Annotated in this window: 24 protein-coding genes; 10 read left to right on the plus strand and 14 right to left on the minus strand. The window is 38.1% G+C overall.

The genetic code is table 11. The features are described from left to right. Positions 1-2: 2 nt before the first annotated feature. The 3 genes from JG479_RS19050 to JG479_RS19060 form a co-directional block, all read right to left on the minus strand. Positions 3-638 carry an SGNH/GDSL hydrolase family protein gene (locus JG479_RS19050; protein WP_200220773.1) on the minus strand — a complete coding sequence of 212 codons (636 nt, stop codon included), beginning with the start codon at positions 636-638 and terminating at the stop codon, positions 3-5. Between the two features lie 8 nt (positions 639-646). Further along, positions 647-1159: a DsrE family protein gene (locus JG479_RS19055; RefSeq protein WP_004334547.1), complete on the minus strand. Its 513-nt coding sequence runs from the start codon at positions 1157-1159 to the stop codon at positions 647-649. A 65-nt stretch (positions 1160-1224) separates the two neighbouring features. Further along, complete coding sequence (locus JG479_RS19060) at positions 1225-1698, minus strand: flavodoxin family protein (protein WP_200220434.1); 474 nt, start codon at positions 1696-1698, stop codon at positions 1225-1227. 77 nt (positions 1699-1775) lie between these two features. Here JG479_RS19060 and soxR point away from each other — a divergent pair, with 77 nt between their 5' ends. From soxR to JG479_RS19075, 3 genes are all read left to right on the plus strand, one after another. Then, complete coding sequence (soxR, locus tag JG479_RS19065; protein WP_138490266.1) at positions 1776-2258, plus strand: redox-sensitive transcriptional activator SoxR; 483 nt, start codon at positions 1776-1778, stop codon at positions 2256-2258. A gap of 420 nt (positions 2259-2678) precedes the next feature. After that, positions 2679-3320 (plus strand): hypothetical protein, encoded by a 642-nt coding sequence (locus tag JG479_RS19070; protein WP_039486589.1) that lies wholly within the window; start codon positions 2679-2681, stop codon positions 3318-3320. After that, on the plus strand, positions 3310-4395 hold the full coding sequence (locus JG479_RS19075; protein ID WP_039486587.1) for a rhomboid family intramembrane serine protease: 1086 nt from the start codon (positions 3310-3312) through the stop codon (positions 4393-4395). The genes JG479_RS19070 and JG479_RS19075 overlap by 11 nt, the downstream gene beginning before the upstream one ends. Positions 4396-4608: 213 nt before the next feature. Here JG479_RS19075 and JG479_RS19080 read toward each other — a convergent pair whose 3' ends face one another. Together JG479_RS19080 and JG479_RS19085 are read right to left on the minus strand one after the other, a co-directional pair. Then, positions 4609-5127 (minus strand): transthyretin-like family protein, encoded by a 519-nt coding sequence (locus JG479_RS19080; protein ID WP_234047907.1) that lies wholly within the window; start codon positions 5125-5127, stop codon positions 4609-4611. Positions 5128-5152: 25 nt separating this feature from the next. Then, a complete protein-coding gene (locus JG479_RS19085; RefSeq protein WP_200220435.1) occupies positions 5153-5536 on the minus strand; it encodes a DUF1294 domain-containing protein in 384 nt (127 codons plus the stop codon). A 51-nt stretch (positions 5537-5587) separates the two neighbouring features. Here JG479_RS19085 and JG479_RS19090 point away from each other — a divergent pair, with 51 nt between their 5' ends. After that, on the plus strand, positions 5588-6118 hold the full coding sequence (locus JG479_RS19090; protein WP_200220436.1) for a hypothetical protein: 531 nt from the start codon (positions 5588-5590) through the stop codon (positions 6116-6118). A 60-nt stretch (positions 6119-6178) separates the two neighbouring features. Here the strand turns inward: JG479_RS19090 and JG479_RS19095 are convergent, their stop codons facing one another. Continuing rightward, positions 6179-6721, minus strand: a complete 543-nt coding sequence (locus JG479_RS19095; protein ID WP_004334524.1) for a carboxymuconolactone decarboxylase family protein — start codon at positions 6719-6721, stop codon at positions 6179-6181. 112 nt (positions 6722-6833) lie between these two features. Here JG479_RS19095 and JG479_RS19100 point away from each other — a divergent pair, with 112 nt between their 5' ends. Continuing rightward, the gene (locus JG479_RS19100; protein WP_197120524.1) at positions 6834-7421 is read left to right on the plus strand and encodes a TetR/AcrR family transcriptional regulator; all 588 of its coding nucleotides are present in this window, start codon (positions 6834-6836) and stop codon (positions 7419-7421) included. A gap of 103 nt (positions 7422-7524) precedes the next feature. On the opposite strand, the gene JG479_RS19105 is transcribed toward JG479_RS19100, so the two are convergent. From JG479_RS19105 to JG479_RS19125, 5 genes are all read right to left on the minus strand, one after another. After that, positions 7525-9645, minus strand: a complete 2121-nt coding sequence (locus JG479_RS19105) for a methyl-accepting chemotaxis protein (protein ID WP_033020875.1) — start codon at positions 9643-9645, stop codon at positions 7525-7527. 107 nt (positions 9646-9752) lie between these two features. Continuing rightward, positions 9753-10970 (minus strand): organoarsenical effux MFS transporter ArsJ, encoded by a 1218-nt coding sequence (gene arsJ, locus JG479_RS19110; protein WP_200220437.1) that lies wholly within the window; start codon positions 10968-10970, stop codon positions 9753-9755. Positions 10971-10994: 24 nt separating this feature from the next. Next, a complete protein-coding gene (locus tag JG479_RS19115; protein WP_200220438.1) occupies positions 10995-12005 on the minus strand; it encodes an ArsJ-associated glyceraldehyde-3-phosphate dehydrogenase in 1011 nt (336 codons plus the stop codon). 20 nt (positions 12006-12025) lie between these two features. After that, entirely contained in the window at positions 12026-12382 is a 357-nt protein-coding gene (locus JG479_RS19120; protein ID WP_200220439.1) for a metalloregulator ArsR/SmtB family transcription factor, read from the minus strand. Positions 12383-12557: 175 nt separating this feature from the next. Continuing rightward, a complete protein-coding gene (locus JG479_RS19125; protein WP_200220440.1) occupies positions 12558-12986 on the minus strand; it encodes an organic hydroperoxide resistance protein in 429 nt (142 codons plus the stop codon). A gap of 123 nt (positions 12987-13109) precedes the next feature. Between JG479_RS19125 and JG479_RS19130 the strand changes: the two genes are divergently transcribed. The 3 genes from JG479_RS19130 (at position 13110) to astB (ending at position 16680) form a co-directional block, all read left to right on the plus strand. Next, the gene (locus JG479_RS19130; protein ID WP_007377114.1) at positions 13110-13544 is read left to right on the plus strand and encodes a MarR family winged helix-turn-helix transcriptional regulator; all 435 of its coding nucleotides are present in this window, start codon (positions 13110-13112) and stop codon (positions 13542-13544) included. 45 nt (positions 13545-13589) lie between these two features. After that, a complete protein-coding gene (locus JG479_RS19135; protein WP_200220441.1) occupies positions 13590-14696 on the plus strand; it encodes an L-dopachrome tautomerase-related protein in 1107 nt (368 codons plus the stop codon). A 637-nt stretch (positions 14697-15333) separates the two neighbouring features. Continuing rightward, complete coding sequence (astB, locus tag JG479_RS19140) at positions 15334-16680, plus strand: N-succinylarginine dihydrolase (RefSeq protein ID WP_039486553.1); 1347 nt, start codon at positions 15334-15336, stop codon at positions 16678-16680. Between the two features lie 75 nt (positions 16681-16755). Here astB and JG479_RS19145 read toward each other — a convergent pair whose 3' ends face one another. Then, a complete protein-coding gene (locus tag JG479_RS19145) occupies positions 16756-17610 on the minus strand; it encodes a mechanosensitive ion channel family protein (protein ID WP_182671916.1) in 855 nt (284 codons plus the stop codon). A 227-nt stretch (positions 17611-17837) separates the two neighbouring features. Between JG479_RS19145 and JG479_RS19150 the strand changes: the two genes are divergently transcribed. Both JG479_RS19150 and JG479_RS19155 read left to right on the plus strand, forming a co-directional pair. After that, on the plus strand, positions 17838-18833 hold the full coding sequence (locus JG479_RS19150) for a DUF4382 domain-containing protein (RefSeq protein WP_200220442.1): 996 nt from the start codon (positions 17838-17840) through the stop codon (positions 18831-18833). Between the two features lie 55 nt (positions 18834-18888). Beyond that, positions 18889-19569, plus strand: a complete 681-nt coding sequence (locus tag JG479_RS19155; protein ID WP_024591546.1) for an SDR family oxidoreductase — start codon at positions 18889-18891, stop codon at positions 19567-19569. Positions 19570-20267: 698 nt separating this feature from the next. Here JG479_RS19155 and JG479_RS19160 read toward each other — a convergent pair. Together JG479_RS19160 and JG479_RS19165 are read right to left on the minus strand one after the other, a co-directional pair. Beyond that, entirely contained in the window at positions 20268-20648 is a 381-nt protein-coding gene (locus JG479_RS19160; protein ID WP_039486545.1) for a hypothetical protein, read from the minus strand. Positions 20649-20779: 131 nt separating this feature from the next. Beyond that, positions 20780-21169 (minus strand): hypothetical protein, encoded by a 390-nt coding sequence (locus JG479_RS19165; protein WP_052201258.1) that lies wholly within the window; start codon positions 21167-21169, stop codon positions 20780-20782. Positions 21170-21648: the final 479 nt, after the last annotated feature.

Raw genomic sequence — 21648 nt, forward strand, 5'->3', positions numbered from 1 at the left:
ATTTAACAATTATTGAGTGAGTTTTGAACCAATTGCGCTATTTTAAAGCCTATTGCCAAATGTTGGATATCATCAAAATGAATCCCATCACCATCTGTTATGTTAATAAACGAATTAAAATCAATAAAAGCACACTTATTATTAGCTGCAACGCTTTTAAATGCACTAGAGAGCTCTGTTGCTTTTGTATCAGCCTCTTCATAAATACGTGAATACTGCTCGGTAATTCTTATTCTAGGTGGGCTAGCAATAATAATCTTAGGGGATTTTAAAGTACTACCTTGCTGATAATAAATGTGTATTGAGTTAATTAAATCATTCAAGCCATCTGCTATTAAAGTAGGTGTTAAATTAAAACGTTTTTTAAGATCGTTTGTACCAAGAGCTATAATAATAAAGTCGAGATCATGCTTATCCAAATAAGGCTTTAAATAGCTAACACCATTGAGCACACCGTCAAACGGGGGATTATGCACTAACGTGCGGTTAGGTTGCCCAGCCTCTATTACGTTAAAACCACACCCTAAGTTTTTATTTAAAAGTGATGTCCAACGGGTATTTTCATCCAAACGTTTACCCGTTTCAGGGTTTAAGCCCCATGTATTTGAATCCCCAAAGCAGAGAATATTTTTTATTATTTGAGTCATTAAAATGGATTGAGCGTATAGCCTTGTTGTTGAAGTTGTGCGTGAGCGGTCATAGCTGAAAGCGACATCTTTACACCCTCAATTAAAAGCGCTGGCGTTACTTTAAAGTGAGTAGCAGATTGCCCGCAAACATACACTTTAGTGTTATTTGCTAGTAGCTGCTCAATTAACGCTTGGTTTTTATTGTCAGCGTTAAAGCGTTTTTTATATTCGCTATTAGCTAACACATCCACACTTGCGCTGCCGTGCACAACTAATGCAAGTTGTATGTTTTCAGGCTTTACGCCATGCGCCACATGCATGTTAATAAAACGCGCTAGCGAATTTATTGAATTATTTTGCGCGCCTTCTTTAGCGCCATCAGCAACATCAAATGCTATTTTAAATACCGTAGCGTCATTAATTTCATCATGCTCGGGTACATTGTAATAATTACCATACCCCTTAATTGGTTGCTCTGTTGCATATATTAAAGGGCTAAAAAGCAGCACTAACAATAGTAAATATTTCATAAAACAGTCCTGTGTTTTTTAAGATTATTACTAAACTACCAGAGACAACCAAAAAAGGCTGCAATTTAAGCAACCTTTTGGGTACTTTTATGGCTGTGGTTAATAAACTGCATACCTAAATAACTAAACGTATTTTTAAACTGCTCTACAAAACAGGCGGGGGCTTCACTTGATGACGCATTAGAAAGCACTGAAAAATGCTTACTGCGTAAACTACTAAGCTTAGGTTTTAATGCTTCATCGTCCATATAATCGGTTATTCTATCGATAAATAATTTCATTTGTACCGTGGTGCTGTACCAATAAACAGGCGACGCGAACACCCAATGTTCATATTTTAAAAGTGCTTCAAACACAGCGTAAAAATCATCATTTTTATAGTTTTTGTTATAGCAGTACGGCGCAATTTTATAATCATCTAAGCATATTACACGCACAGTATTTTGCTCTGCAAATCCATTAACGTGCGCCTGTGTATTACCATTTTTGCGTGCACTTGAATAAATAATAACAGTGCTACGCTCAAGTTTTTGTTGCATTTAGTTAGCTCCTTTTTTAATGTTGGAAGAAGCTTAAAACCTCAAGTTATATTGAGGTCAAAGGGAAATTAAAAATAATGCCAATAGATCAAAAAAAACTAACTGAGGCCAACCTAACCGTGGGTTATGTAGCAAAGCGTAGCGGCGTAAAAGTATCAACCCTACATTTTTACGAAACAAAAGGACTAATACGTAGCTGGCGCAATGGCGGCAATCAACGCCGCTATAAAAAAGATGTACTGCGCCGCATAGCGGTAGTAAAAGCCGCACAAGCAATGGGAATAACCCTTGATGAAATTAAACAAACACTGGCCACATTACCTGATCAGCGCACACCCACGCAAAAAGACTGGGCAGCCCTTTCAAAGCAATGGCAAGCACAGCTGGACGAGCGAATAGCGTATATGCAGCGTTTGCGAGACAAGGTAGACAGCTGCATAGGATGTGGCTGTTTATCACTGAAAAGCTGCCCTATTTATAATAAAGACGACCATTTAGGCAAAACACAAAACGGTGCAGTATTTTTAAATTCAAAGGTTGAAAGTATTTTTCAAGAATGACCTTTGTTATATATTTAAAATAAAAACTAATTAGCCATAACTTAGTATTATCAATTTTATATATACCAATATACTTACCTCATGAGCAAAACATAGCTTTTCTAGCACAGAATTCTTATTTGCTTTAACTGTTAAATGAGGAAGAGCCATGGCTGCTTGTTTTATTTTTAATCACAAAGTAATCAATTGAAACCTTTAACGGTTTTGATATGGGGATTTTAGTAGTTGTGCACTTAAAGTATAATTACTAAAGATTCATTACCCACTCTCCTTAGGAAATGAGTAAAGTTTACGTCTGCATGTACATGCAGGTCGAAACGTAAAAAAGTATATTCAATACGGATAGTAGCATTGCTAACTGGTTAATTTTTAAGTATTCTTGTGCGCTTAAAAAGGAAGCAATATTCAAGGAACAAACTGTTGGAACCAACTAATCCCACCCCTGACAACAATACAAAACCACCTGTAGTTACTCAGAAACTCACTCAAGCCCTTAAAACGGTCGATCATAAAGAGCTCAAAAGTACTGGTTTTTGGTTAAATCAATTTTTTATGGTTATTTCTACCGTATTTGGTGTTTATTTGGCTGCTCAAAGCGGTTTAGAACAAGCGCTTAAGTTCGATTCATTTAGCAAAATGGAAGATAACTACTATTTGCGTACATCGCTCTATGACGAAGTTAATGATAACGCAAATACGGTAGCTAAGTATGCAGAACGCTTAGCGAAGAGCCCGCCAAAATCAGAAATGGAATTTTTTAAACCCACACTTGAGCAGTACATATGGAAAACCATGCAGTTTTCGCCTACTACGCTTGAAACACCAAGTGAATTTTTGACTAAAATACGTCGGTTTTATTCTCGAGCTGATTTTATCATTAATGCCGCAATAGAAAGAAAAATGTCTGCTAAGCAGGCTTCTATCGAATTAGCAAAAATAACAGACTCAATTAAAACTCAAACGCTACCCGCACTAAAAAATAGCGCTAAACAATTAAAAATGGAATTACAGCAGAATGACATTTCTGTTGGTTCGTTAAAGGAGCTAGAAAATGCCAACTAAGAGCTGCCCACATTGTAAAGACCATCCATTAGAAGTAACCAATTATCAAGGCGAAGAAATAGATATTTGCCGTGAATGTGGTGGCTTATGGTTCGAAAAAAATGAAGTAAATCGGATGATTTCCGAAATAAATGAAGGCCCTGAAGGTGATAAATTTGAAACTCACTTTGGTGAAGCATTAGGAATTTCTGAGCTTGACTGCCCTGATTGTAAAAAAAGCTTGGAACGTTTTCACTTACTTGAAGCTTTTCATACCGAAATAGATGTTTGTAGACACTGCGATGGCACATGGATTGATAAAGATGAGCTTGAAAGTGTTGAAAATAGCCCTGAAATAAAAGCGAGTTTAGGCGAGCTAAATCAAAAAGTAAGTTGGAAAACTTACTTGTTCCAATTTTTAACGCAAATGCCTGTTGAATATAATATTAAGCCACAAAAGACCCCCTGGGTAACTCGCGGTCTTATTGTCTTAAACACACTGATTTTTGCACTTTACTTTTTAAACCCGAGCTCATTTAGCTACGTCATTGATAACTTTGCCATGACACCTGCAGATTTAAGTAAAGGTAATGAGCTATGGACTGTATTAACTTGCGTATTTTTACATGGTTCCATAATGCATCTAGTTGGCAATATGTACTTTTTATATATCGTTGGCGATAACTTAGAAGATGTTTTAGGACACAAGCGCTTTTTGTTGTGGTACTTGGCCTGTGGTCTACTCGCATCATTTGCTAGCTACATTGTAAACCCTATGTCGAATATTCCAGGCGTGGGTGCCAGTGGTGCGATAGCCGGTTTATTTGGCATGTATCTGATGTGGTTTAGGCACGCAAGCCTCACTTTTATGTTTGTAATTTATCAGAAGAAACTTTCTGCGGTATGGTTTTTTGCTATTTGGTTAGGATTTAACATTTTTGGTGCAGTAACAGGCCCTGATGGCATTGATTATGGTGCACATATTGGTGGCTTTATAGCTGGACTAATTATTGGTTATATTTTGAAAAGTAAAATATTAGAGCAAAACCCTATAATTCGTTTACTAAACCAAAAAGAAGCACAGTTAAAACGTTAATCATCATATTAAAGCCACTAATAGATGAACATTGGTGGCTTTATCAAACTTCTCACTAATTTCTATAACTTATACCAATCCGCAATAATACTTAATCATTTTGCGGGGCTAAACGTGTCGCTACCTGCGTTAAAAAATTCTCATTTAGAACAACTAAATAGCGAACTTTTTGCCTAGCTATCAACACGTTTTTCCGCCCTCAAAATAGACCACTTAATTAAGCGAATTGATATTACAACGCGTATAAACTGTATAAAATTGACCGGTGTTTTTTATCGGTATATCGTACGTTGTAGCCTCTTCACTAAGTTCGCATTCAAAGTTATTTAATATATCAGACAGCAGTGCTTGCTCTTCGGTGAACTGTATTGTGGTATACCACAAGATTGAGTCTTCATCTTTTTTGTTTCCAATATAAATACTCTGTAGCAAAGAGCTATTAAAAAACATGTTTGAAGGCTTTGAACTACGTATTGTTTTATTATCGAAATAAAAGTAACCATTGTTATCACTTATGGCTTCATCAATATAAGTATCACCGTAAATCAGCTCTCTTGTTACTTTAACGCCCTGTTGGGGCTCACCATTATTTAATAGTCTGCCTTTTACAGGCAACGACAACGTAACGTTTTGTTTATTAAAAAACCCAAACATGTCTGCACATCCTTGCAATGGTATTAATAAAAATAAAATAAGCGTTAAGGTCACGCCAGCCGTTCTTGTATTAGTCATAAAAAGTCCTTTTCCTATTTATACTTTAACCTAACAATAAATCTGGAAAATAAATAGCGATAATACTGCATCCCGCATTTATTAAAATACATAACCACAACACCACTATAAAACGTCGCTTTTGTGATTTATGACGAAGTAATTGTTGAGCAAGTAATGCCCCCGCCCATCCTCCAAATAATGCAAGTAGTTGCAGTGTGCGCTCTGGCGTGCGGTTTACTTTTTTATGTGAAGAGCGCTTAGCTTGTCGCTTATCCCACGCGTACATTAAAAAAGTGGTAGCACTTAATACACTTATATAACCAGGTACATATATTGGTATATAAACAGGTAAGTATTGCAGTAGGTAAGCCAGCCAAATGGCGGCTAAATAAAGTAATGAGAATGTGATTAATATTTTCTTTATCAATTAATTATCGCCTATACTTGGCATTGGTATTACAAAAACAAGAGCCAAATTATGACATATTTTAAAGCGATATTCTTAGTCTTATGCTTATTAACATTTAACAGCTATGCATCCGATACATTCACCAACCTTGATAAAGAACTTGCCGTATTTAAGCCCTATTTAGGAACTTGGCAGGCTGACTTTAAAGTACCTGAAGGTGCTAAAAAAATACAAGATGTTGGCCGTTGGGAGCGTGCTTTAAACGGTAAAGCGATACATACCAAGCACTCTATTAATGAAGGTGAGTATGGCGGCGAGTCGATGATTTTTTACGACAGTAAAAAAGAGTCTTTGGTATTTTACTATTTCACAACCGCAGGATTTTATACAAAAGGGACTATGAAAGTCCTCAGCCCCACTCAATTTGTAGCTTATGAAGATGTAACTGGTAGCCAAGATGGTATTACAAAGGTTAAATCGATGAGTGAACTAAAAGACGATAAATTTATTGTATCGACCTCTTATTTAAAAAAAGGTGAGTGGACAAAGCCCGAACAACGTATTTATACACGCAGTACAAAAACGGTTCAATTTAAATAGCTGTGATTTAAAAGCACAAAAGGCAGCCTAGGCTGCCTTTTGTCATTTATAAAACCGTATTTATTTTACGTATTTTTTAAATGGCGCGTCTACTGGTGTATCAGCAAGGTGATTAGTGTAGTTGCTCATTACTTTTTGAGACAAGCCTACAATAATTTCAAGTAGCTGTTGCTTAGCGTAACCTGCGGCAAAGAATTTTTCGATTTGCTCATCGCTGATCACGCCACGTTCACGTGTCATTGCGAGTGTAGTTTCACGAAGAGTTTCTAGCTTAGGGTTTTCAAGTGGTGTTTTGTTAACAAGTGCGTCAACAATACCTTGATCAACCTTCATTGCCGCTGCAATGCCACTGTGAGCAGGAACACAGTAATGACAGTCGTGCTCTACGTTAATTGATTGCCATACTACTGTTAGCTCTTCTGCGTTGAATGATGTTTTTTGAAACAACTCATGCAGTACTTGGTAACCTTTAAGTAATGTTGGTGCTTCAGCCATTACTGCATGTAAGTTAGGAAGCATACCAAATGCTGCTACTGAATCAGCTAGTAACGGTTTTGCTTCTTCTGGTGCGTTTTCTTGAGTGTATAAAGTAAATTCGGCCATGGTTAGCTCCTAATAATTAATAGTTTTAAGTAACTTCGAGACACATAGTATTTGATTTTGAGCGACTGTTCAAGTTAAAATTGAGCAAATGTTCAAATTGATTGAGAATGATATGGCTAATAAGGTTAAATTTGAACGCGAGAATGTAGTTCGCGTTGCTAGTCAGCTATTTTGGCAAAAAGGTTTTCATGCAACCTCAACGCGTGACTTACAAGAAGCCGTTAATATGCGCCCAGGTAGTATTTACTCTGCGTTTGGCTCTAAAGAAGGTCTATATTGCGAATCGCTGAAAGATTACACCGTACAAATGAAAACCCAAATAGAAGGGTTTTTATCAAGTGCCGATACAGTACTTGGTGGATTACGTGCGTTTGTTGAAAACGTGGTAATTAAAACAAAAGATTGCAGTCCAAGCGCTATTTGTATGCTAGTTAAAGCAAACAGCGAGTTTGCAGAAAAAGACTCAAACCTGTATGAGCTAAGCTTAGATTTAACGGCTCAATTTGAAGCCTATTTAACGCAATTATTTACCCAAGCAATAAACAAAGGTGAGTTACGTAACACGTTGACCGCTGTTGAATATGCGCGCTTTTTTCAAGTGCAATTTACAGGTTTACGCGGTTATTTTAATCGTCCTAATGTAGAGCAATTTGCTGAGCCAATGATCAACCAAATGTTTATGTTGATTAAAAAGTTATAAATAGCAGTTATCGAGCATTCTCAACAAGTTACATTTATTCTACTAAATAAAAATGGCCAGTATTAACTGGCCATTTTTTTGTGCTTAAAGCTTAATTTGTAAGTTACGTTTTAAGCTTGTTAAGTTCATTATCTTGCTGGGCAACAAGTGCATTAAGCGCTTCGCTGCTATCCCCTGCTTGTGTAGATAAGTCAGCAAGTTGCGATGCGGCATCAGAGATAAGCGTTAAATTACGGTTTATTTCTTCAGTCACTAAACTTTGCTCTTCAGCAGCGGTGGCAATATGTGTAATTTGGTTGGTTATTTCATCAACTTTAACAACAACACTGTGCAGAGCATCAAAAGCTACTGATGTTTCATCAACGGCATTTTGTGCACGTACAACGCCTTTTTCAATAACGGTCGACGCGTTACCTACTTCAGATAATAAACTATCAATTAACTGGCTTATGTCATCTGTTGATGAACGCGTTTTAGAAGCAAGTGCACGTACTTCATCGGCAACAACGGCAAAGCCGCGCCCATGTTCACCAGCGCGCGCAGCTTCAATAGCAGCGTTAAGTGCAAGTAAATTTGTTTGTTCTGAAATAGTACGAATTACATCTAATATTTGCGTAATGTCTTTACTACGCGAAGCAACTTTTTCAACGGCTTGGTTAGCTTCTTTAATTTCTTCAGACATCGTTTTAACTTGCGTCATCGCAGATGATAAGCTCGACTCACTGCTCACTACCAAGCTATTTATTTCATCGGCTTGTTGGGCTGATTGCTCTGATGCTCTGGCTACTTCGAGTGCTGTTGCGCTCATTTCGTTCATAGCCGTTACCACACTTTCAATTTCTTGAAATTGAGATTGCACATTATGCTTTGTATCAATAGCTATGTGTTGTGCTATTTCGCCTTGCTGCTTGGTTTGATCAGACACCGTTTTAAGCTCAGAAATTAAATCACGTAGCTTTGCTAAAAATCGGTTAAATCCACCAGCTAATGCAATAAGCTCAGCGTGACTATCAACATGCAATGTATGTGTTAAATCACCTTCAGAACTTGCGAGGTTATCAACCCGCTGTTGAATTTGCTGTAGCGGCGCTATTACACCTGCTATTACTAATTTCATAATAACAAAAGCAACCACAGCAATTACTAAGCCTGTTATTAAAATAATAAATCTGAGTGATGTTGCTGTCTCTTGCATGTTTTTTTCTAGCGCTTCAGGCCCTGCAAGTGCTAGATCTGTAGGTACTTCTATGATTAATGACCACTGAGTGTTAGCTAGTTTTATATTAATTGGGTAGTTAACTAAATACTCGCTAGGCGTTTTAAAGAGACCATGTTGGCCTTTAAATTTAACCAGCTCACTGTAAGTGTTGCTACTAACCGCTTCTTTAAATGGGCGGCCTAATTTAGATTTATAGTGACTGCTGCCTACAATTAAACCTATATCACTTAAAAGTGTTACTTTTGCTTGGCCGTTGTAAAGCTCGCTCGACAGCTTTTCGGTTAAGCCCTGAAAAGTTGGGAGCGTTAAATCAACGCCAGCTAAACCAATAAACTGACCTGACTTTAAAATAGGCACAGTTAACGAAGTTAGCATTACCGAGTCGCCCGATGGGATTTCGTATAAATACGGTTCCATAATACAAGGCTTAAGCGTGTCTTTTGCACACAAATACCAATGCGCTTCACGAATACCAAATTCATTTAAAGAGGTAATATATTTATCGGCAGCATTAGCTACTTTTTGCTGTTCAATTACGCCGTTTTGGTCGCGAGTTATATACACCTCTAAGGTGCCATTACCATTAACCGAATGTTTGTAACCTTGTTTAAAGCTCGAATCTTGCCCATCAAAAGCATTAGGCTCAAATTGCGAATATATAGAAGAAAGCAGAGTATTTTGCTCTAGCATCGAGCGGTTTATACTTACTACCGTATCGCGGCTCAGGGTTTCGCTTTTTGCTGCGTCACCTAATAAAGCAGCCAATGAATAAGGAATGCGGTAAGCTTCATTAATAAAGCCGGCAATTTTTTCTCCGTATCCAGCTGCATGAGCATTAAGCTTTTCTTCTACTTCTACAGTAATGTACTCTTCAGATTTAGTCGCTAACTGCTTATTACTTGATGATAACTGCCACCACAAAATGCCTGATAACACTAGTACAGTTATAAATATACTACCGACACTAAGCCAGAGTAACTTTTTTGCTAACGATATTTCTCGCATTCATTACACCCTTTAAATTAAAACTACTGATACAGTTTAGTAGATCTAACCAACGAAGCTATGAATATCGTTAAACAAATTGAATTTAATACAATACGTTGGGTTTTTTAAAGTTTAGCTAACCGTGCTGTTGTAATTGCGGCTAAAACTAATAAACACACACTTACCCATAAACACGCACTAAGCCCATATACTTGAAAAACCCAACCAGAAAGCATCGTACCAAGCAAACGCCCTATCGCATTGGCCATATAATAAAAGCCAACGTCTAGCGACACCCCATCATTTTTAGCAAAACTTACTATTAAGTAACTATGCAGCGATGAATTTACAGCAAATACTCCACCAAAAATAAGTAAGCCTATTACAAGCGTAAAATGTACCGCTATATCCAATTGCATCAACAACGCCAAAATGCCAGTTACACCACTTAATAAAGCAACCCACCAGTATGCTTTTTTGACCGAATGTGAAGTTGAATCACCTTGCCCAGTTATTCGCGGTGCTTGCGATTGCACCAATCCATAAGCAATTACCCACGAAGCCATAAAACCGCTGACCCACCAATGATCCCAGTTAAACTGAGCGGCTAAGTAAACAGGTAGTGCAACTACAAACCATACATCGCGCGCTGCAAACAAGCATAAACGCGCTGCGCTAAGTAAGTTAATTGCCCGCGATTTAGAAAATAATTCTTTAAACTTAGGTTTGTTTTTAGCTTTACCAATATCGCCTTTTAAAAAAATTAAACTAATAACCCACGCAACACTAAGTAAAATAATTAGACTTATTAATGCCCCCACAAAACCAAATACAGTTAGTAATAAGCCGCCTAAAAAAAAGCCCACCCCTTTTAAAGCATTTTTAGAGCCCGTAAGTATGGCAATCCATTTATATAATTGGCTTTGCCCTGCAGCGTCTTGTGGTACTAAATACTTAATGGCGCTCTTTGCACTCATTTTATTTAAGTCTTTTGCTATGCCACTCAGTGCTTGCGCTGCCATAACATAGGCAACGGTTAGCCAATCCCCTGGCACGCAAAGCATGGCTAAAGCGACTAGTTGTAGCCCAAGCCCTACATTCATGGTTTTGTTCAACCCTAAATGCGCACCAAGCCAACCACCTACTAAATTGGTGATCACCCCAAATATTTCATAAAACAAAAACAACATGGCTATCGCAAATGCGCCATAACCTAACTGATGAAAATACAGCACCACCAACATGCGTAGCGCACCATCAGTTAAAGTAAATGCCCAATAGTTACTAGTAATTATTAAATATTGTTTTATAGAGCTCGGTAAGTTAGCCAACTGCGCAAACATAGCGTTAAACCTTTTTAAACGAGATTAAACCAAATCACTTTGTGCAACTTTAAGCATTAGCTCAGCAGTACGGTTTGCATAACCCCACTCGTTATCGTACCAAGCGTATAGTTTAAGTTGAGTGTTGTTAATTACCATGGTTGAAAGCGCATCTATGGTGCAGCTGCGCGGATCTGTTTTGTAATCTATAGATACAAGCGGCTTTTCTTCGTAGCCTAAAATACCTTGTAGCTCGTTATTTGCAGCGTCTTTAAACCACGTGTTTACTTCGTCTTGTGTAACACCTCGCTCGAGCTCAAAAACACAATCGGTAATTGATGCGTTAGTAAGAGGTACACGCACGGCATGGCCGTTTAATTTACCTTTAAGCTCAGGAAAAATATGCGTAATAGCAGTTGCACTACCGGTTGTAGTAGGTATTAAACTTGTACCGCACGAACGCGCACGGCGTAAATCTTTATGAGGGGCATCAATAATTGTTTGAGTATTAGTAATGTCGTGAATAGTGGTCATTGAGCCGTGTTTAATGCCCACTTTTTCTTGCAGTACTTTTACTATTGGCGCTAAACAGTTAGTAGTACAAGAGGCCGCTGTAACAATTTTATGCTCACTTGGGTTATAAAGATCATCGTTTACACCCATTACTACATTTAAAATACCGTCTTCTTTTACAGGTGCGGTTACCACAACACGCTTAACGCCTTGTGCTAAATATTGATTTAACAGCTCTGTGGTTTTCATTTTACCGCTGGCTTCTATTACTACATCGCAATCTGACCAATCAGTTTCGTTTATGGTTTTGTTGTTGGTAACTGCAATAGTGTGTTTACCCACACTAAAGCTATTATCATCACTAGAAACCTGTTGTGCTAAGCGCCCGTGTACTGAGTCAAACTCAATTAAATGTGCGTGGGTTTTAGCATCACCCGCTACATCATTTACTTTAATAAACTCTATTTCTGGCCAATCAACTGCTGCACGCAGTGTTAAACGTCCCATACGGCCAAAACCGTTAATACCTACTTTAATAGTCATAATTAAATACCTTTAATAAGTTAGTTACAGCAGCTAGTAATACGTTCAGGGCGATTACCCATAACATTTAAGCGCGTTAAATCGTTTTCATAAAATGAAGGGTTAGCAGTAAGCGTTTGCATTAATACATTTTTAGCCCACTCTGGCAGGGCTTTATTAATACTGTAATAAACCCATTGATTTTGTTTACGGTCGCTTAACAATCCGCATTGTCTTAACTGCGCTAAATGTCGAGACACTTTAGGTTGGCTTAGCTCAAGTGCAGCAACCAGTTCACATACACATAGCTCTTCTTGATGGCTAATGAGCAGCATTGCTTTTAAACGCGTATCGTCCGCTAGGCATTTATAAAATTGAAGTGGGTAGAATTGTTCCATATTGTCCTCGCAGTTTTATTGCACATACAATAAAACAAAAACAGAATATATGGAATAGTGAATATATGATTTTTTGCATATTTACTTAACGACTCATTTTATTAAACTCCACGCACAAAAAAACCCAGTGGCAAAACCACTGGGCTATTACAGTATTTGTTAACTTAGCAATTAATTAAATAACTGAAAGCTCTACTTCAATATTGCCACGTGTTGCGTTTGAATATGGACATACTTGGTGCGCTTTATCTACAAGCTCCTGCGCTGCAGTTTTATCCATATCACCTAGTGATACAGCAAGTTTTACTGCAATACCAAAACCGCCTTCAATCGCGCCAATAGACACTTGTGAGTCAATATGTGTGTCGCTTGGTAAATCTATTTTTTCGCTACCTGCTACAAATTTAAGTGCGCCAATAAAACACGCAGCATAACCTGCGGCAAATAATTGCTCAGGGTTAGTGCCTTGACCGTCGTCTCCGCCTAAGCCTTTAGGTGTTGATAGTTTTACATCTAAACGACCATCATCAGATTTAGCTACGCCTTCGCGGCCGCCAGTTGCAGTTGCTTTTGCTGTGTAAGCTACGTTTTGTAATACATTCATAATGAACTCCAAAGTTTAGTAATTAATTTAGTTTGTGTGCAAAATAATAGAACAAGTAATTAGAGATTGCAAATACTTTGCATGCAAATTAAAATACCATGTATCGAAATAAAGGATAACGTTATGCCGTTTGAGCAATTAAAGTTAAAAAATCAGTTATGTCATCGGTTATATATGGCATCTAACAGCATTGCGCGTGCGTATCGCGAGCCTTTAAACGAGCTAAATTTAACTTACCCGCAATACGTAGTAATGATGGCGCTGTGGGAGCAAGACGAAATAACAATTGCAGAGCTAGTAGATAAAACCGCGATAGATGGCGGTGCAATGACTCAAATACTCAAAAAAATGAGCGACAAATCATTACTGGCTGTTATTAAAGATGAGCACGACAAACGCAAACGCCTAGTTCAGCTAACCCAGCATGGCCAATCACTTAAGTTAAAAGCAGCCGATATTCCTAAAAATATTTTATGTAAATTTGATAGTGTAGATGCAACACAAGCGAAACAGTTGATGCAGCTGCTCGATTTAGTAGTAAACGACTTAGCCGATTAGGCTCTTAATTTTTAAACAATAAACGTGTTTTAAAAGGTTTTAAAAATGACTCATATTAAAAAATTACTATTAGCAGCGGCGTGTAGCACGGCACTTTTAGGTAGCAGCGCCGTAACTGCTAACACCGCTGGCCAAAATACTGATTTAAAAACAGTAGCTACTTTTGATGCGCAGCACCCACCGGGCAACATTGCTATTACCCCATCGGGCAGAAAGTTTTTATCTGTGCATGGCTTTTTTGGCCAAAAGCAAAAAATTATGGAGCTTTTAAGCGATGGTACAACTAAGCCCTACCCTAATGAAGAATGGGCATACGCGTACAAAAACGGTAAAGGTTTTTACGACGTACTTGGTATAAACGTATCAAGCGATGGCGTTTTATGGATGCTTGATACTTCAGGGCCCGATCACGCTGGGCGCTTAGTAGGTTGGGATACAAACAAAGAGCAACTACATAAAATTATTTATCTGGCTAAACCGACCATTACCGACACCTCGTTTTTAAACGATTTAGTCATCGATAATAAACATGGCGTTGTATACATTGCCGACACAGCACAAGGCAGCCAAGCCGCTATTATTACGGTTAACCTTAAAACAGGTGTAGCACGCAGAGTGTTACAAAATAGTCATTACACCACAGCCGAAAATATCGATATGGTTATTGATGGGCGCACAATGAGCCTTGGCGGACAACCTGCCCGCTTAGGTGTTAACCCTATTACGCTTGACCCTAACGAAGACTGGCTTTACTTTGGCTCAATGTCGGGCACGTCGGTTTACCGCATTGCCACCAGCGATATAAATAACGAGAGCCTTTCGGGTAAAGCACTTGAAGACAAAGTTACGCGTTACGGCACTAAGCCAATTTCAGATGGTATTATTGTTGATGGCGGCGGTAACGTATATGTAACCGACATAACCAATGGCGCAATTGGCGTAGTTAAACCCACTGGCGACTACGAAGTATTATTTAAAGACGAACGTTTGAGCTGGCCTGATGGTTTTAGTTACGGAGCCGATCATAAAATATACTTTACCGTTGACGATTTACATAATTCGCCTGTACTTAATAATGGCAAAAATCAAAGCCACGGTAAGTTTAAAGTAATGTCGTTCGAGCCTTTAGTAAAAGGAAAAGTAGGCCGCTAATTTACTTTTTAAGTGACTACATTTTTTAAAAAGCCTTGCACGTTTAAGTGACCCAATAGTTGCATGGCTTTTTGTTAAAAACACACCACGTTGGTGCATCTTTTAGTAATATTTCACCTCTTTGGTGCTAACCCTTAAGTATGTATTTACACTTAAATACTAAACACCTGATTTCTATTCATAAAATATTCAAGTTAATGTTGGCATACTTCTTTCTATAAACTGATGTGTTCAGTGAAAATACCAAGGAAAAACCATGTTCAACTTATACCATACCCTTTACCTTTTATGGCGTTTAGACATTAGCGTTTGGCAAGTTAATGATCCAACAAATACCCATACCACCGCTGACAAAGAGCGCGTCTATGTTAAGTAACATCGTATTGTGTAAAGGCTTGGCATAAAGCTTAAATGTAAAAACCTACTTTAGGCTAAGCTTTTGCACACTATGAAATTTATGTGTACATTTTAATTAAACTTCAAATTAATCGTTCAATATAAAAACAACCCCCTTGTAATAAACTCCACATTTAAAAACATCGAAAAAATTAGTAAAAACACTGCGTTTATAACTTTGCAAGCAGCCCTAATGCGTTGTATTGTTGCATCCTATTGAAAATTTTTAGTTGGAACGTGTATGCACGCTTTGGAAGTTAATTTTGATGGCTTAGTTGGCCCTACTCACAACTACGCTGGTTTATCGTATGGTAATGTTGCCTCGTTAAATAACGCAGCAAGCTTTTCAAATCCTCAAGAAGCAGTGCTTCAAGGCCTTGAAAAAATGAAAGCCATGCACGACAAAGGCCTAACTCAAGGTGTATTTGCCCCTCATGCGCGCCCCGACTTAAACGTACTGCGCCGCTTAGGCTTTACCGGTAACGATGCACAAGTAATTCATAAAGCATTTAAAGCAGATCCTATTTTATTACGCGCGTGTTATTCAGCGTCTGCAATGTGGACAGCAAATGCCGCTACGGTATCGCCATCTCCTGATACAACCGACGGCAAAGTACATTTTACTTCAGCTAATTTGAATAATAAGTTTCATCGTTCATTAGAGCCTGCAACCACTACACGCTTATTAAAAGCGATGTTTAACAACGACAAATACTTTGCGCATCATACCCATTTACCCGACCAAGGCTTTTTTGGCGACGAAGGTGCAGCAAACCATACTCGTTTTTGTGACAGCCACGGCGAGCAAGGCCTTGAAATGTTTGTATTTGGTGCCAGCGCGTTTAATAGTCAATTACCAAAACCAGCTAAATTTCCTGCAAGGCAAACACTAGAAGCCTCAGAAGCAATTTGTCGCTTACATAACTTAAAAGATTCAAGCCAAATTTTACTACAGCAAAATCCAGACGTAATAGACCAAGGCGTGTTTCATAACGATGTAATTGCAGTAGGTAACGCCAACGTATTACTGTGCCACCAGCAAGCATTTTTAAACCAAGCTTTGGCACTGCAAGATATTCGCGAAGCATATGTGGGCAATAAAGAATTTTACATTATTGAAGTACCTACCGATAAAGTAAGCATTACCGACGCTGTAAGTAGTTACTTATTTAATAGCCAGCTTGTGAGCCTTGAAGATGGTTCAATGCTGTTAGTGGCACCACAAGAATGTAAACGCAACGTCGCGGTTAACGCCTACATTGAAGAAATGATTATGGCTGATAACCCAGTAAACCAAGTACAGTTTTTTGATTTACGCCAAAGTATGCAAAATGGCGGCGGCCCTGCTTGTTTGCGTTTACGTGTAGCCCTTAACGAGCAAGAACTTGCTGCAGTAAACCCAGAGGTTATTTTAACTGATACTAAATACACACAACTGTGTGACTGGGCAAAACGTAACTACCGCGACAAATTAGGCGCAAGTGACTTTGCAGACTCAGCCCTATTAACTGAAAGCTACCAAGCACTTGATGAGCTAACGCAGCTACTTAATCTAGGCTCAGTGTACGACTTTCAATTAGAAGGTTAATACCTCAGCCTACACAAAGGCTAGTACACAAATAGCGAGCCAAGGCTCGCTATTTGTGTTTATGTTAATACATATTTAAGCATCTTTGTTAACAGTTATTGCCGATGCCATAGACTCAGATATATGCAGCGTACGCTGCGGAAACGGAATACTCAGCCCTGCGCCTTCAATAGCTTCTTTAACACGTTTATTTAAATCCCACACAGTTTGCCAATAATCACCATTAACAGCCCACGCACGTAATTGAATGTTCACTGCGCTTTCGCCTATTGATGTCACCATTACTTTAGGTGCAGGCTCTGCGAGTAATCGGCTCTCTGATGCGGCTAATTCTTTAAGTACATTTAAGCCAACGTCAATAGAGTCGGCATACGAAATACCCACCACTATGTCCATTCGTCTTTTGCCATTACGGGTAAAGTTTTTAATATTCCCACCCCACACTTTGCCGTTAGGCGATGCTATATAAAGGCCGTCGGTGGTTTTAAAAATAGTGGTAAACAGGTTTATTTCACTCACAGTACCTAGTGTGCCACTGGCATCAACAAAATCGCCTATTTTAAAAGGTCTGAGTATTAGCAGCATAATACCCGCAGCAATATTGCTCAGCGTATTTTTAAGGGCTAAACCAATCGCTAAACCAGCAGCACCCATTAGTGCAATTAAGCTTGCCGTATTAACGCCAAAAATATCTAAAATAAATAGCCCGCCAATTATATAAACTAAATAACCAGCAATACTCGATAAAAGAGGAAGCAGCGTACTATCCACTTTTTTTAATGGCGATTTAGAGTTTTTAATCGCTTTTTTAACCGAGCGTGCAATTAAGGCGCTCGCAATTAAAATCACCAACGCTAAAATCACCTTGTAACCTAAAGTGATGATTGTTTCTGAATGGCTTTGCCAAAACGCTAAGAGTTTATCTTTCATGTTTGTTCCGATAAATGTGGCTGAAACTCAGCAAAATAATGGTTAAATCTAATAAAAACCGACTTCAAAAGAAGTGGCGCGAGTATATAGTAAAAAACGATTAAATCGATGAAATTAAAAACGTTTTAAAACAGCATGTTAAAAGTTATAACTTCTCATATTTTTAATTCAATTTAGGTTAAGGGTTAAATACATACACTTAACAAATCGAATAAGAGGAAACAACCATGAACTTTAAATCAACTATATTAAGTAGCGCTATTATTTTTGCCTTAGCAGGCTGCGGCTCATCAAATGACGATGCTGAAACAACCCCACAAACAAGTGATAAAGCAACTTTTAGTTTAGGTATTTCCGACGCTCCAGTCACTGGTTTAAAACAAGTTAACGTTGTATTTGATTCAATAACAATTAAAGCCCAAGAAGGTGAAGAAGTTAGCTTTGAAACTCGCTCTAAAAACGATTCCACCTTAGCGCAAATGGTCAATTTACTAGACTATACGGGCGACGATATTTTTCAATTACTTGACGATCAAGAAGTACCTGCAGGTGATTATTCGTGGATCCGCGCGCAAGTAATAAACGGCGACACAAACAACCTTAGCTTAACATCTCACGTAGTTTATGAAGACGGCAGCATTGCACCGCTTATCGTAAAAAGAAAAGGTAATGATGGCGTGGGTGAAATACAGCTAGATGGCTTTACACTCAATCAAACCGACAACGAGTTTGTATTAGAGTTTGATTTAAAAAAATCATTGGTTGATCCACAAAATAATAACGAAGTCTTTTTAAAACCTCGCGGTGTGCGTTTACAAAACCTTTCTGAATCACAAGATATTGAAGGCACTGTAAGCCAAACACTTATAAACAATTGCGAGACTGACAACATTGCTCTTGCCGCTGATGATTCATCATTTGGCCATGCTGTTTACCTTTACTCTGCGCAAGCACAAACCCCAACAGATATTCATGAAATAGATGACCAAACGCCTGATAACGCTCCGTTAGCTACTGCCAATGTTGTATTTGATGCAGACGATAATGAATACGAATTTGAACTCTCATTCATAACACCAGGCGACTATCAACTTGCTTATACATGTAGCGCACACATAGACGATGCAGAGCAAATAGATGCTGATTTTAATATTTATCAACTGAAACAAATTAGCCTAACGCAAGCTGACGATTTATCAGTCAATTTTGACATAGCGCAATAACTGCATGGCGCACATTGAGCTGCGCCTTTATTCATTTGTTAATAAGGAAAAAACCATGGCAAAAGAGAAAATAGTACTCATAACCGGCGCTTCTAGTGGCATTGGTGAAGCAACGGCAAAAACCTTAGTAAACAACGGTCACAAAGTTATTTTAACCGCCCGTAGAGAAGAGCAACTTAACCAACTTGTTGCCGAGCTAGGATCAGATAACGCACTGAGCGTAGCCGCAGATGCAACCGACTTTACCGCACTTGAAAACGTAGTTACTAAAGGCATTGAAAAGTTTGGCCGATTAGATGTAGCCTTTGCTAACGCGGGTATGGGTGTTTCAACCGCTGGCACCGAAAAAGGCGACCCAGATGAATGGTCAACCATGATTGACATAAACATTAAAGCCCTACTGTGGACTGCAAAACTAACTCTGCCGCATTTACGCCAAAACAAAGGTCACTTTATATTAACCAGCTCTGCCGCTGGCCGTAAGCCAATTGGTGGCTCTATTTACGGTGCAACTAAATGGTTTGCTTATGGCTTTGGACAAAACTTAGCTGAGGAAATGAGTGAGTGGAACGGCCGCTGCACAACCATAGCACCAGGCATGGTAAACACCCCATTTTTTGATGAAGCTAAACCCGACAAACTCGACCCGCAAGATGTAGCCGACGCGGTATTGTTTGCTATTGAAGCAAACCAGCGCAACAGCGTACGAGAAATCTATTTAATGCCAACTAATTAAATGTAGCTTGGTCGATTTTGGCTATCAGGTTTAATGCTAATGGCGTTAAACCTGATGGTTGCTTGCGTTAAATATAGGTAGATGTTCGCAAGTAAAATAGGGCGAAAGTAATGGGTGTTTAAAGGCTTTGTTATACATCAGAACTAAAGCCCACGTTGCCACCGTTTTGGATAGATACCTTTAAATACGATATTAATAAGTTCTTGTCGGTCGATATATCCTTTCTTGCACTTAATGCCATAGTAAAAGCAGGCAAATAAAGCGCAAAATGTGTATAGCGATAAACAGAGAATTAAGAAGCATAATGTGAACACTACCAATACAGTATCACCATCGTAGCTACGGATTGGTATATCTGACTCGACACCAAAACTTGAAGTAACGACAAAGAACAGGGGAGGATGCAGTTGCAATCCCAAATAAGCAACCAACGCCGCCAACTTTAGCAGACTGCGACTAAAAGTAAGATTTTAACTTTCTTTGACTATTAATTGCTCGAATTAGCACAACACTTTTCCTAGGATATATAACGAGGCTGTAGGGTAACTCAAACAGCCAAAATTAATTAAAAAACGACCTTCTGTAATTAACTCTAAGCGTTTTTAAAGCATTACAAAATTTAGGTTGGGTGTCACTGTAATTCACGCAGGAGCAAAACCAACTGTTTTTTGTCCTGATTGAATCGTCTTGTTATATTTTCAGTTCACAACAACGGGTACGTTTATAGATATACCACAGCCATCTCCGTAGCTAAGAATTAAGCTATGCTTTTCAATAGCATCGGCTTTTACGAGAAACCACACTTTAGCCTCACCTTCGTCTTCAAATATTTTTAGTGCGGAATAAAAAACTGGGTTATTTTTATTACCTATAATGATCCCGGCTAAATTAAATGATTGCCCGTCAATTTCTTGAGGAATTGAAACTGAAATACTATATGTGCTTTCATTTAACACACTATTTATTTTAAATTTACTTGCATAGGCAGCATCCCATTTTGCATTTTGTTCTTCAGTTTCAATACAACTTGTTGCATTGGCAAAGAATGTAAAGAAATATAATGCTAATAGAATTCGCATACTCAACCTGCTTTGAAAATATAACGCTTACATAAGCGGAAAATTAAAGTTGGCTATAATGTTTGAGGAACGAAAAACAGCCAACTGTGATTTTTTCGTTTAATGTTCTTGTTATAAACCCTAGCGACAAATTAAAGATTTATTACAGTCCATATTATTAAAAGTGTACAGATGGCAGTCAATAGTGGCCAAGGCCTTGGCTCAACCATATTAGAATTTGCTTTGTACTTTGAATTTTTATAAATGCTGTAAACTAACAAAATTGAAGAGGTTAAAATTACCAATAATAACTTGTAGCTATCTGATATCCAGTTTAATCCTGCACTTGAAATACCTAAATAAAAAGCATTAATTAATAACCCTGCAATAAAAATTAATACCCCAATAAAAAAATACTTTTCTTTGTGAGCATTAACAGGTGTGCCACATAAAGGGCAAACATAGTTTCTATGTCTTCCTTTAGGAGTAAGATCTCTTGCGACTATAGAACTTTGACATTTCTTACATTTTAATTGAGACATAACTCTGACTTAGACTGGGTTTATAACGCCGTTGTAACCGGCTAAAAATAGTTGGCTATAATTTGTGAGGCACGAACAAAGCCAATTGTTTTTGTCCGCACTTTTAATTTGCCTTGTTAACTGACTTTAGATTCTTACATTTTATTTAAATGGTTTTTTACCGTAACTTGACCTGTGCTTATAAAATAAATAAAAATGAACGATGAACATAAATATGAAATAAAGTACACCGAATAGTAACCCTTTATCTACACCTTCCGCCCAACCGAGTAATCCTCCAGAGAATAAAGCAACACCCAAGTGAGCAAGTAACATTTCAAAGTGTATTCTCAAAAATGCTAACAATTTATTACTCCCAACTGATTATATGCTCAATGCTTAAGAGCCAGTTAACAATTTAGTCTACGACATCTGTCGTTTTACAAACCGATAAATGTCCCTATATTACAGTGATTTCATGCTAGCTATAAAATAAACAA

It is taken from the genome of Pseudoalteromonas sp. LC2018020214 (assembly GCF_016598755.1).
GTDB lineage: Bacteria > Pseudomonadota > Gammaproteobacteria > Enterobacterales > Alteromonadaceae > Pseudoalteromonas > Pseudoalteromonas distincta.